Source organism: Sphingomonas suaedae (assembly GCF_007833215.1).
Taxonomy (GTDB): Bacteria; Pseudomonadota; Alphaproteobacteria; order Sphingomonadales; family Sphingomonadaceae; genus Sphingomonas; species Sphingomonas suaedae.
This window is the reverse complement of sequence record NZ_CP042239.1, coordinates 3,270,873-3,282,523: the sequence shown is the minus strand read 5'-3', so window position 1 is coordinate 3,282,523 and position 11,651 is coordinate 3,270,873. Positions and strand designations below refer to the sequence as shown.

At 67.8% G+C, this 11,651-nt stretch carries 12 protein-coding genes and 1 tRNA gene; 9 read left to right on the top strand and 4 right to left on the bottom strand.

Annotated features, from left to right (window positions below):
* The first annotated feature begins 81 nt into the window (after positions 1 to 81).
* Positions 82 to 711: a PilZ domain-containing protein gene (locus tag FPZ54_RS15590; RefSeq protein ID WP_239019826.1), complete on the top strand. Its 630-nt coding sequence runs from the start codon at positions 82 to 84 to the stop codon at positions 709 to 711.
* 430 nt (positions 712 to 1,141) lie between these two features.
* Here FPZ54_RS15590 and FPZ54_RS15585 read toward each other — a convergent pair.
* Positions 1,142 to 1,228, bottom strand: a tRNA-Leu gene (locus tag FPZ54_RS15585).
* A 118-nt stretch (positions 1,229 to 1,346) separates the two neighbouring features.
* Between FPZ54_RS15585 and FPZ54_RS15580 the strand changes: the two genes are divergently transcribed.
* Positions 1,347 to 2,705, top strand: a complete 1,359-nt coding sequence (locus FPZ54_RS15580) for an MATE family efflux transporter (protein ID WP_145848704.1) — start codon at positions 1,347 to 1,349, stop codon at positions 2,703 to 2,705.
* Here FPZ54_RS15580 and FPZ54_RS15575 read toward each other — a convergent pair.
* Positions 2,677 to 3,351, bottom strand: coding sequence for an MJ0042-type zinc finger domain-containing protein (locus tag FPZ54_RS15575; protein WP_145848703.1), 675 nt, complete (start codon positions 3,349 to 3,351; stop codon positions 2,677 to 2,679). The two genes, FPZ54_RS15580 and FPZ54_RS15575, sit on opposite strands and share 29 nt — an antisense overlap.
* A 164-nt stretch (positions 3,352 to 3,515) precedes the next feature.
* Between FPZ54_RS15575 and ftsE the strand changes: the two genes are divergently transcribed.
* Genes ftsE through FPZ54_RS15555 form a run of 4 tightly spaced genes read left to right on the top strand, consistent with a single transcriptional unit; the run spans position 3,516 to position 6,349 of the window.
* Positions 3,516 to 4,223, top strand: coding sequence for a cell division ATP-binding protein FtsE (gene ftsE, locus FPZ54_RS15570; protein ID WP_145848701.1), 708 nt, complete (start codon positions 3,516 to 3,518; stop codon positions 4,221 to 4,223).
* Positions 4,220 to 5,113, top strand: coding sequence for a cell division protein FtsX (locus tag FPZ54_RS15565; RefSeq protein ID WP_145848700.1), 894 nt, complete (start codon positions 4,220 to 4,222; stop codon positions 5,111 to 5,113). Before ftsE ends, FPZ54_RS15565 begins: the two co-directional genes overlap by 4 nt.
* Positions 5,110 to 5,652: a YdcF family protein gene (locus FPZ54_RS15560; protein ID WP_239019601.1), complete on the top strand. Its 543-nt coding sequence runs from the start codon at positions 5,110 to 5,112 to the stop codon at positions 5,650 to 5,652. The genes FPZ54_RS15565 and FPZ54_RS15560 overlap by 4 nt, the downstream gene beginning before the upstream one ends.
* Positions 5,645 to 6,349: a lysophospholipid acyltransferase family protein gene (locus FPZ54_RS15555; protein WP_145848699.1), complete on the top strand. Its 705-nt coding sequence runs from the start codon at positions 5,645 to 5,647 to the stop codon at positions 6,347 to 6,349. Before FPZ54_RS15560 ends, FPZ54_RS15555 begins: the two co-directional genes overlap by 8 nt.
* Here the strand turns inward: FPZ54_RS15555 and FPZ54_RS15550 are convergent.
* Both FPZ54_RS15550 and hisC read right to left on the bottom strand, forming a co-directional pair.
* Positions 6,346 to 7,101, bottom strand: coding sequence for a prephenate dehydrogenase/arogenate dehydrogenase family protein (locus FPZ54_RS15550; RefSeq protein ID WP_145848697.1), 756 nt, complete (start codon positions 7,099 to 7,101; stop codon positions 6,346 to 6,348). The genes FPZ54_RS15555 and FPZ54_RS15550 overlap by 4 nt on opposite strands.
* Positions 7,098 to 8,210, bottom strand: a complete 1,113-nt coding sequence (gene hisC / locus FPZ54_RS15545) for a histidinol-phosphate transaminase (RefSeq protein WP_145848696.1) — start codon at positions 8,208 to 8,210, stop codon at positions 7,098 to 7,100. Before hisC ends, FPZ54_RS15550 begins: the two co-directional genes overlap by 4 nt.
* Positions 8,211 to 8,287: 77 nt before the next feature.
* Here hisC and FPZ54_RS15540 point away from each other — a divergent pair, with 77 nt between their 5' ends.
* The 3 genes from FPZ54_RS15540 to metW are packed head-to-tail and all read left to right on the top strand — an operon-like array spanning position 8,288 to position 11,639.
* Positions 8,288 to 9,865 (top strand): flavin monoamine oxidase family protein, encoded by a 1,578-nt coding sequence (locus FPZ54_RS15540; RefSeq protein ID WP_145848694.1) that lies wholly within the window; start codon positions 8,288 to 8,290, stop codon positions 9,863 to 9,865.
* 32 nt (positions 9,866 to 9,897) lie between these two features.
* Positions 9,898 to 11,016, top strand: a complete 1,119-nt coding sequence (metX, locus tag FPZ54_RS15535) for a homoserine O-acetyltransferase MetX (protein ID WP_145848692.1) — start codon at positions 9,898 to 9,900, stop codon at positions 11,014 to 11,016.
* Positions 11,013 to 11,639, top strand: coding sequence for a methionine biosynthesis protein MetW (gene metW, locus FPZ54_RS15530; RefSeq protein ID WP_145848690.1), 627 nt, complete (start codon positions 11,013 to 11,015; stop codon positions 11,637 to 11,639). Before metX ends, metW begins: the two co-directional genes overlap by 4 nt.
* Positions 11,640 to 11,651: the final 12 nt, after the last annotated feature.

Genomic DNA, 11,651 nt, shown 5'->3' with positions numbered 1-11,651 from the left:
GGGGCTGGGGCCGGAGCTGGAGCTGCGAGCACTCTTTCTGCCGGACACATACTGCTCGCGGGGAGGACGCCCGTGAATGGAATGGAGCCGCTTGAAGATTTTGCGCCTGCCAACGAGGATCGCCGGGTAGACGAGCGCTACACCACCTTGTTTCAGGTCGCCCGTATTCTGACCGAACAGGGCGAGCAGCATCTCTGCCTCATCCGCAATATCGGCTCGGGCGGCATGATGCTCGAAGTGTACGCGCCGCTGGAACCGGACACGCGGGTGCGGATCGAGCCCAAGCTGTGCGATCCGCTGTGCGGTGTGGTCCGCTGGTCGCAAGACCGGCAGGCTGGAATCGCATTTGATAGCCCGATCGATGTGCCCTCCTATCTCAGCGTGCACAATGTGCGTTCGCCCGATCACATGCCGCGGGGTCCGCGGATCGTGCTCGACAGCCGCAGCCGCGTGCGCATCGGCTCGATCTGGCACCTCGTGCCGTTGCGCGATTTGTCGCAGGGCGGTGCCAAGATCGAGACGGACCTGCCGGTAGAGATCGGCGAAGCGGTGGAGATCGACATCGAGGGGGTCGGCATCAAACATGCGCGTGTCCGCTGGGTGAGAGGCGAGCGGGTGGGAATGACCTTCTCCCGCCCGTTGCGCGTCGCGCAGGTAGCCCGGTGGATTGCGGCGAACCAACCAGGGGTTCGCGCTGAGCGTGCGGCGTGAAGCCGATAACGGCCAACGCATCAAGGTTCCGACTCTGGACACCGCGTCGACCGGGCGCATCACCCGCCGAGTGTCATCGCGCGCGCGCCTATGAGGAGGAAGTCCGTGCGCGGTTGGCCTCCTCCGCTGCGGCCCGTGTCGTGCATATACGGCTCGCAGAACTTCATCGGGCCGCCTCGAAGCACCATGCGTCGTTATCGCCCACCGACGAACAACGGACGACAACGCAAGGGCCGCCCCTCGTCGCGCGCGCCGTTCCATTTGTCGCGTCGGAGCGCGACGCCGCAACGGCGATCATCGTGCCGTAATCGCCCGTTGATATGGCAGCACCCGTTACGCGACCAGCGTTCACCGAACCGCGTCAGAAACCCCGTGCAGGGGGCGATGCCCACAATATCATCTGATTGAGGACCCCAAGGTCCAGCGAATTTGGTGCGGCCAAGAAGACTCGAACTTCCACGGGCTTTCGCCCACAACGACCTCAACGTTGCGCGTCTACCAATTCCGCCATGGCCGCACGGATATCGCACGCCGGATCGACCGGCGGCTGGTAAGGCAGCGGCCCCTAGCAAAGCGATGCGGGCCGCGCAACCTCCCTTTCAACTCTTCCGATCGGCGGTTAAAGGAGCGCCCCCATGCCCCTTCCCGCCGATACCCGCGCCGAGATGCGCCGCATCCTCGCGCTGGCCTGGCCGGTCGTGCTCACTAGTCTCAACTGGACGATCCTGCACGTCACCGACGTGGTCGTCGTCGGGCTGGTCAGCACGCACGAAGTCGCGGCGCTCGGCGCCAGTCGCACGCTGACCTTTATCGGGATCGTCGTCGCGCTGGGCTGGCTCACTGGCGTGCTGGTCTTCGCCTCGCGCGCCGACGGGGCGAAGGATCTACCCGCGACCGGCGCCGTGCTGCGCCAGGGGTTGGTGCTCGGCACGATCCTCGGCCTCGCCAGCGGGGGCGTGCTCTATGCCTTTGCGTTGCCGATGCTGCACGGGGTCGGCGTGGAGGCGGGGATCGCGGCGGATGCAGCGCGCGTGGTTCGGGTGATGGCGATCGCCTATCCGTTTCAGCTGCTGATCGTCGCCGCCAGCTTCTTCCTGGAAGGCGTCAGCCGCCCGCGCCGCGTGATGGCGGTCAACCTCTCGATCCTGCCGCTCAACGCCGTTCTCGCCTGGGTGCTGGCAACCGGGCAGTTCGGCCTGCCGGCACTGGGCGCGGTCGGCGCCGCCAGCGCCACGGTGGCGGCGACGGTGATCGGCGCGATCGCCATGGTCGTCGCCGCCCTCACCCTTCCGCGTGCGCAGGAGCGGGGCGTGCGCGACTGGAGCGACTTCGGGTCGCGCGCGATGCGGCAGGGCGTGGGGCGCCTGCTCGCCTTCGGCATTGTCCCGGCGGTCGCGTCGGGGCTGGAGCTTGCAGGCTTCTCGATCCTGATCGCGCTGTCGACCCAGTTGGGGGAGCAGGTGACCCACGCCTTCCAGATCGTGTTCTCGGTCCACAACGTCACTTTCGCGTTCGCGCTCGGCCTCGGCTCGGCGGCGGGAGTGCGTGCGGGCAATGCGGTGGGGGAGGGCGTTCCGGCGGAGGCGGGGCCGCGCACGGCGATCGCTGCGGGGCTGGCGGCGGGCGTGCTGGGCCTGCTGGCGCTCCCGCTGATCCTCATCCCCGGCTGGGTCGTGTCGGGCTTTCCCGCGACGCCGGAGGTGGGCGCGCTGGCAGCAATGATGCTCGCCTTCTGGGCGCCGTTCATCCTGTTCGACGGAGTCCAGGTGGTGTTCGTCTATGCGCTGCGCTCGCTCGGCGATCAGGTGGTAGCGGGATTGAACGGCATCGCCGCCTTCTTCCTGCTCACCGGCGCGATCGGACTTTGGACGGTCCATCACGGCTGGGGCGCGATGGGGCTGGTCTGGGCGTCGGGCAGCGGCATGATCGCTGCGGCCGTGCTCAACGGCGGACGGCTCTGGTGGATCAGCCGCCGGCTTCGCCTGAAAAGCTGAACTGGATCGTCTTGCCGGTCTGCGGCACGTCGAGCTTGCCGCTGTTGAACTCAAGGCTGCCGCCCGGAGGCAGCGCGCGCGGGTCCGGCGTGATCGTCCAGCTATAGACGATCGTGTTGTTGCCGTCGCGCAGTTCGGCGAGGATGTTGGGGACGCGCTGGCGCTCCTTCGTCGGGTTCATCACCTGTCCGCTGACCACGAACAGTTCGCCGCCATTGAGGCGTGGCTTGCGCTCGACCGACTGGGCGGTGAAGATCAAGGGGGTGCGCGCCGCCCCGATTGGCAGGCCAAGCTGCGCGGCGATTCCCGGCGCGCCGGTCCAGACGATCGCCACCGCGCCCGCCGTCATCGACAGGCCTGCAATGACCGCCGCGGCGGTCCAGCGTTTCTCAGGGTTGCGGCGCGGCTTGAAGGGCGGCTCATGCGCAAAGGGATCGTAATCGCGCCCACGCTCCTGCGCCGGGGCGGGTTTGGAATAGGCGTCGGCGCGCACCACGTCCGGGGCGGGCGCGGTCGGTGCCGCTCCGGCGGGCCGTTGGTGCCAGCTATGCTTGCAGCTGGCGCAGCGCACCGTCCGGCCGTCCGCGCCGATCGCGGAATCGGGGACCAGGTATCGGGTGCGGCATTCGGGGCATTCAAGGATCATGGCGGCACGTCTTGCTCGGCAACGACAACAGCTTGCCGATCGCGAATCTAAACACCCCTGCCGCCCGAATGGCAAGGCCCGAGTCGCACCGCTTGAGCCAGCCTTGCGGCTGTGCGATGGCTGGCGGCGGGGTAGAAGGATCAGGAGCGGCCGCGCGCCGACACATGGCGAATATCGTTCAGTTCGAGAATGTCGGCCTGCGCTACGGCACCGGGGCCGAGACGCTGAGCGATGTCAGCTTCACGCTGAGCGCTGGCGCCTTCTATTTTCTCACCGGCGCGTCGGGCGCGGGCAAGACCTCGCTGCTCAAATTGCTCTATCTCGCCCAGCGGCCGACGCGCGGCGTGGTGCGGCTGTTCGGCGAGGATGCGGGCGCCTTGCCCCGCAAGCGCCTGCCCGGCTTTCGCCGCCGCATCGGCGTGGTGTTTCAGGATTTCCGCCTGCTTCCGCACCTTTCCGCCTATGACAATATCGCGCTGCCGCTGCGCGTCGCCGGAATGCCGGAAGGGGAGATCGAGGCGCCGGTGCGCGAGATGCTCGCCTGGGTCGGGCTGACCGACCGCGGCCGTGCCAAGCCGCCCACGCTGTCGGGCGGCGAGCAACAGCGCATCGCGATCGCACGGGCGGTTATCACCCGCCCCGAAATGCTGGTCGCCGATGAGCCGACCGGCAACGTCGATCCCGACATGGCCGAACGGCTGCTGCATCTGTTCGATTCGCTCAACCGGCTGGGCACCACCGTGGTGGTCGCAACGCATGATTTCCACCTGCTCAACCGCATTCCCAACGCGCGGATGATGCGGATCGAAAAGGGGCGCCTGCTCGATCCGACCGGCGCGTTGCGCTTTCCGCCGGGGGGTGACGAGGGATGAAGCTGCCCTTCAGCCGTCCCCGACCCGAACGCCGACTGCTCGATGAGGGGCAGCGGACGCGGGCGATGATCTGGATTATGGCGATCATGCTGTTCCTGACGGTGCTGGCGGGGGCGCTCGGCTTCGGCATGGCGGGGGCGGGGCGTTCGCTGGAGCGTCAGCTCGCCGGGCGGCTGACCGTCCAGCTGGTCGAGGCGGATGCGGGCAAGCGTGACGCCAATGCCCGCGCGATCCTGGAGCGGGTGCGCGCAATCCCCGGGGTCGAGCGGGTTGAGGAGGTCGATCGTGCCCGGCTCGCCGAATTGCTGCGCCCCTGGCTGGGCGATGCAGGGCTGGATCCCGAACTGCCGATGCCCGCGATGATTGATATCGATCTTTCGAGCGGTGATCCGGCGCTGATCGAACGCGTGCGCCAGACCGCACGCGCGGTATCGCCCGCAGCGCGCGTGGATCAGCACGCGCAATGGCTGTCCCCTGTCGCGTCCTTCATCGCCACGCTCACCTGGTTTGCGGGTGGACTCGTCCTGCTGATGGCAAGCGCGACCGCCGCCGTGGTGTTGCTCGCCGCGCGGGCGGGGCTGGACACGCATCGCGACACGATCGCGGTGCTGCACATGCTCGGCTCCACCGATACCCAGGTCGCCCGGCTGTTCCAGCGCCGCATCGCGCTCGATACGCTGATCGGCGGCGTGCTCGGGACCGCTGCCGCACTCGGCATCGTTGCGCTGCTCGGGCGCCAGAGTGCGACGCTGGGGTCGGAACTGATGAGCGGGATCGGGCTGGCACAGGCGGACTGGATCCTGCTCGCGACCATGCCGCTCCTGTTCGCGCTGCTCGCCATGGCGGCTGCGCGGGTCGCGGTGCTCCGCACGCTGGGGAGGACGCTGTGATCTGGCGCATCCCGCTGCTCCTGCTCCTCGCCTGGGCGCTCGGCTTCGGGCTGTTCATGCTGTCGCTGGGCAAGCCGCTCGGCGACGAGGTCAAGACCGACGCGATCGTCGTGCCGACCGGCGGGCCGGGGCGGATCGACCGCGGAATCCAGCTGCTCCAGGCCAAGACGGCGAAGCGGATGCTTATCACCGGCACCGATCCGACGGTGCGTCCGATCGAACTGGCCGTCGAATATGACGCGCCCGCGCGGCTGTTCCGCTGCTGCATCGACCTGGGGCATGAGGCTGTGGATACCCGCTCCAACGCGGATGAGACCGCCGCCTGGGTCGCGCGTCATGGCTATAAGTCGGTGCGCCTCGTCACCGCCGACTGGCATATGGCACGCGCGAAGCTGGAGCTGGCCAATGCGCTGGGGCCGGAAATCGAGATTCGCGGCGATGGCGTGCCGACCACGCCCGCGCTCTCGATGCTGCTGCGCGAATATCATAAATATCTGGTGCGACGGTTCGCTCTGCTGCTTGGGATCGGCGATGGCTGACCGCGCCCGCACCCTGTTATTCTCGGCCATCTTCTATGGCCTGTCGGTCCCGATCGTGCTCGCCGCGCCGATCGCGGCGCTGTTCGGGACGCGCGCGATCCGTCGCTATTCGACCGCCTGGGCCGGCCTCGGCCTGTTGCTGGCGCACCAGATATTGGGCATTCGCGTGACGATCGAGGGATGCCACGCCGACGGCCCGGCGCTCTATGCGGTCAAGCACCAGTCGATGTTCGAGACGCTGGCGATGGCGACGCTGCTGGATGCGCCTGCGATTGTGATGAAGCAGGAACTGGCGCGCATTCCGATCTGGGGCTGGGTCGCGCGGCGTTACGGCGTGATCGTGATCGACCGCGCCGGATCGGCCAAGGCGCTGCGGGCAATGATGAAGGAAGCGCGCGCAGCGGTGGCCGCGGGGCGATCGGTCGTGATCTTTCCAGAGGGCACGCGCGTCGCGCCGGGCGAGATGCCGCCATTGCGTTCAGGCTTTGCGGGCCTTTACCGCGCAATCCATCTGCCGGTGGTCCCCGTCGCGTGCGAGACCGGCCGGGTCTGGTCGCGCAACGGGCCGAAGCGCCCGGGTGTCGTCACCTTCCGCTTCGGTGAGCCGATCCCCGCCCGGCTGCCGCGCGAGGAGGTCGAGGCCGCCGTCCATCGCGGCATCAACGCCTTCGAACTCGGACCGGCCGACCGCTCCTAATTCCGCGCGGGGGCACTCCGGTTCCCGGCCTTGAGGCTGCGGTCGAGCAGCCCGTTCGCCTGGCCGATGAATTGTTGGGTGATTTCCTGTGCGAACGGATTGAGGTTCTGGATCGCGAAGAACAGTTCCTCGCTATCGTCGCCGATCAGCGCGCACAGCTCGAGCAGATGCTGGTAGCTGTCCGTCTTCAGTTCCTCGTCGGGGATGCGGATATTGACCAGGGTGCGGCCGATCAGGTGCGTCAGCGCCTGGACATAGGCCATTTCGCGATCATGTTCCTCGGGCGTGGTGATCGAGACCTTGAGGCCCAGCGTGCGGCCGAATTCGGCCACTCGGTGATGCGCCTCACCGCGCACCGGACAGATCACCAGAGGCTGCCCCTCCAGCCCCCGCCGCGCGCTTTGCGGGCCGAACAGCGGGTGGGTGGCGACGATGTCCACGCTCTCAGGCAGCGCTTCGGCCATCCAGCGCGCCGGGAGCATCTTGACCGAAGCGACGTCGACCACAAGCGCGCCGGGACGGACATGGGGTGCGATCTCCGCCAGCATTTGCTCCAGCGCCTGGACCGGGACCGCGAGCATCACGGTGTCACAGCCCGCGATCTCCGCCAGCGATCCGGTGCGCACGCCGATCCGCCCGGCGTCTTCGACGGGGTCGTGCGCGTCGCAGACGACCACGTCGAAATGGTCGCGCAGATGGCGAGCGGCAAGCTGTCCGAACCGGCCGAAGCCAATGATGCCGAAGCGCTTCATCCCGCGTCGCGCTGCGCGTCGGTCACCAGCTGTTGCAGGATCGCGGCGACGGCGCGCGTCTCCTCCTCGTTGCCGATGGTGATGCGCAGGCCGTGGGGCAATCCCTGGCCGGGCAACCAGCGAACGATATAGCCCGCCTCCATCAGCCCCTTATAGGCCGCCTCGCCGGTCAGCTTGCCCTCGAACAGCACCAGCACGAAATTCGCCTGGCTCGGCACCGCACGTAGCCCTGCATTGCCCAGCTTGCCGATCTCGTCGCTGAACCAGCGGCGCCATTTCGCATTCTCGCTCTTGCAGCGCGCGACGAAATCATCGTCGTTCAGCGCGGCAATCGCGGCGGCGGTACCGGCGATGGTGATGCTGAAGGGAAGGCGGATGCGGTGCATCGCCTCGATGATTTCCGCCGACCCATAACCCCAGCCGATCCGCTCGGCGGCGAGGCCGTACATTTTGGAGAAGGTACGGGTGACGAGGACATTCGGCGCGGATTTTGCCAGTTCCATCCCGCCATCGTCGATATCGCCCTCGATATATTCGGCATAGGCATGGTCGAGCACGAGCAGGATGTCGTCGCGCAGCCCGGCATGGAGCCGCGCGATCTCTTCGCGACTGGCATAGGTGCCGGTCGGATTGTTGGGATTGGCGACGAACACGATGCGGGTGCGATCGGTGACGCTCGCGAGGATCGCGTCGACATCGGTCGCATAGTCGCGGTCGGGCGCCACCACCGGCGTCGCGCCGACCCGTCGCGTGGCGATGGGATAGACGGTGAAGCCGTAATTCACATAGATGATCTCGTCGCCCGGCCCGGCGAACGCGCCCGCGGCAAGATGCAGCACCTCGTCCGATCCATTGCCATAGATGATCCGCGCGGGATCGAGCCCGTGCTTGTCTGCCAGCGCCTCGCGCAATTCGGTGCCGCTGGCGTCGGGATAGCGTTCGAGGCTGTTCGCGGCGGTCGCAAAGGCCGCGCGCGCGGCGGGCGAGGTGCCGAGCGGATTTTCGTTGGACGACAGTTTCACCGCCTTGCGCCCGTCGTCGGTCTTCGACTTGCCCGGCACATAGGGGGCGATTTCCATGATCCACGGCTTGGGGGTCGGTCCGGTCATGGCCGTCCCCTTTGCCGAACGGTTACGCAATAGCAAGGTCATGGCTTTATCCCCCGCCCAACGGGTTTGGGGACGGGATGCGAAGCGGGGGCTTTTTCTGGCACGCACTGGCGGCGGCGCGGCGGCATAATCTCGCCGCGGCGGGCGAAGCTGCGCCGGCCCCGGCGAGCCCCGCCGCGACGCGCCGCGCCTTGCTCAAGGGCTTCGCCGCGGGCGGTGTCGCCGCAGCGATCCCCACCGCCGCGCCCGCACGTCCGAACGGCGGCCGGGTCGCGATCATCGGCGGCGGAATCGCGGGGCTGAGCGCGCTCCATCACCTGCGCGAGGCCGGGGTCGATGCGCGGCTGTACGAGGCGCGCGGGCGACTTGGCGGACGGATCTTCACGCTGAAATCCAGCAACGGCCCGGTGTTTGAGATGGGCGCTCAGCTGGTCAATAGCGATCACAACGACATCCATGCGCTCGCCCGCCGGTTCGGCATCGCTCTGGTAGATCGCAAGGCACAGGCGCATCGCAGCATCGTTCTGGCGAATGGCCGCGCCATATCCGATGCGGCGCTGGCGGAAGCGCTGCGGCCGATCGCCGCACAGATCGGTCGGGATGCCGACCGGATCGACGGCGACCCGCAGGCGCTGGCGGCGCTCGATGCGATTTCGGTCGCCGATTATCTCGACCGCCACGCCGCGCTGCTGCCGCAACCCTGGGTCCGGCGCCTGCTCGAAGCGACGGGGCGAACCGAATATGGCGCGGAACCCGACGCCACTTCGGCGCTGTCGCTGATCTTCAACCTTCCGACCGTTAATGGCGCGCGCGCCGATGTGCTGGGCGGATCGGACGAGCGCTACATGATCGACGGCGGCAGCGGCGCGCTGATCGACGCCCTCGCCGCCCGCCACGCCGCGCAGATCGAGACCGGGAGACCGCTGCGACGCATCGAGCGTGCGACCGGCGGCGTGCGCCTCGTCTTTGCCGATGCCAGCGCGATCCGGGCGGACAGCGTGATCGTTGCCGTGCCCGGGCCCGTCACCCGCCGCATCGACTTCGCCGTACCGCTCCCCATGGTCTGGCGTGAGTTCATCGGGGCGATGGCGCTGGGGCGGAACGAGAAGATCCTCGCCGCCGCTGCCGATCCGCGCTGGCAAGAGGCGATCGGCGCGGGGGGCGATGTGTGGCAGACCGGCGGAGACGCGCCCGGCTGGGCGAGCGGCTGGGCGAGCGGCTGGGACAGCAGCGTGCGGGGTGCCGGGGGGCCGCCGGTCTGGACCTGGTATCTGGGCGGGGATGCCGTCGCGGACCCGACCCCGGCCCGCGCGCTGGCGGCGCGCTATGCCGCCGACACGGGCGAGGTTCTCGGCGACATGGCCGCAGCGTGCGGCGACGCGCCGGTGCGCCGCACCACATGGCATCGCGACCCGTGGATCGGCGGCGCCTATGGCAGCTCGCCGCCCGGCTATCTCACCCGCTTTGGACGCATGTTGTGGATGGAGGGGGAGGACGGCACCGCGATCGGGTCCGCGCCCGCTCTCGGTCGGGTGATCTTCGCGGGCGAGCACCTCTCGGACGCCTATCCCGGCTATATGAATGGCGGCGCGCAGACCGGACGGCTGGCGGCGCAGGCGATTATCGGGCGGGCGGTCCCGATTGTATCCGCTTGAACGGACCGGGCGCGGCTTCTACGCACGCGCGCATGTCCGACGACCAGCGCTTTGGCCTCGATCGCCGCGTGACGCTGCCGGGGCCGCTGCGCCTCGACGGCGGGGTGCTGCTCTCGCCCGTCGAGATCGCCTATGAAACCTATGGTGAACTGGCCGCGGATGGCGGCAATGCGATCCTGATCTGCCATGCGCTGACTGGCGATCAGCATGTCGCGTCGAACCACCCGGTTACCGGCAAGCCTGGCTGGTGGACGCGGATGGTCGGCCCCGGCAAGCCGATCGATCCCGCGCGGCATTTCGTGATCTGCGCCAATGTGCTGGGCAGTTGCATGGGCAGTTCCGGCCCGGCGACGGTCAACCCGGCGACCGGCGCGCCCTGGGGCATGGGCTTTCCGGTCATCACCATCCGCGACATGGTGCGTGCGCAGGCGATGCTGCTCGACCATCTCGGCGTTGCTCGGCTCAAGGCCGTGGTCGGCGGGTCGATGGGCGGGATGCAGGCGCTCAGCTGGCCCGCGACCTTCCCGGATCGGGTCGAGGCGGCGGTGGTGATCGCCTCGACCGCGCGGCATTCGGCGCAGAATATCGCGTTCCATGAAGTCGGGCGGCAGGCGGTGATGGCCGATCCGCGCTGGAACGGAGGCGCCTATTATGACGGTGAACCGCCCGCATCGGGCCTCGCGGTGGCGCGGATGGCGGCGCATATCACCTATCTGTCCGAAGCAGGGCTGACCGAGAAATTCGGACGGCGGCTCCAGGCGCGCGAGGCCAAGTCGTTCGGCTTCGACGCCGACTTTCAGGTCGAAAGCTATCTGCGCCATCAGGGGCTTAGCTTCGTCGATCGTTTCGACGCCAACGCCTATCTCTACATCACCCGCGCGATGGACTATTTCGACCTGGCGGAGGAGCATGGCGGGGTGCTGGCGAATGCCTTCCGCGAAACGCGGGCGCGCTTCTGTCTCGTCAGCTTCGATACCGACTGGCTCTACCCGACCCGTGACTCTCGCGCGATCGTCCATGCGCTCAATGCCGCCGGTGCGCCGGTCAGCTTCGTTGAGCTGAGCTCTCCCTATGGCCACGACGCCTTTCTGCTCGATGCGCCGGAGTTGAATCGGGTCGTTGAGGGTTTCTTGGGGGCAGGGCAAGCATGAAGGTCAGCGGTTCCAACGTTCTTACGCCCGCAGCACCCAACCTGCGTCCGGACCTCAACGTCATTTTCCGGAACATTGATCGCGGTAGCAGAATCCTTGATGTCGGTTGCGGCGATGGGCGCCTGATGGCCGCGCTCCGAAACTATCGAGATTGCGATGCGCGGGGGCTGGAGATCGATCCGCACAATGTCGCTACTGCAGTTTCCTACGGTTTGTCGGTGATTCAGGGCGACGCCGACACCGATCTCGCCGACTATCCCGACGCCAGCTTCGACTATGCGATCCTCAGCCAGACGCTGCAGACGACGATGCGACCCCATGTCGTGCTCGATCACCTGCTGCGGATCGGCGAGCGTGCGGTCGTCTCCTTCCCCAATTTCGCGCATTGGCGGGTGCGGTTGTCGTTATTGTGGGGCGGACGGATGCCGGTGACGCGGCTGCTGCCCGTCGCCTGGTACGAAACGCCGAACATCCACCATGTCACGATCGACGATTTCCGCGCCTATGTCCGCGAACAGGGGATCACAGTCGAACAGGCGTGGTTCCTGTCGGGCGACCAACTGACCAGTTCGGCGGCAGCCAATTTTCGCGCCGAACACGCCGTCTTCCTGCTGAAGAGATAGTTTTCGGTCGAG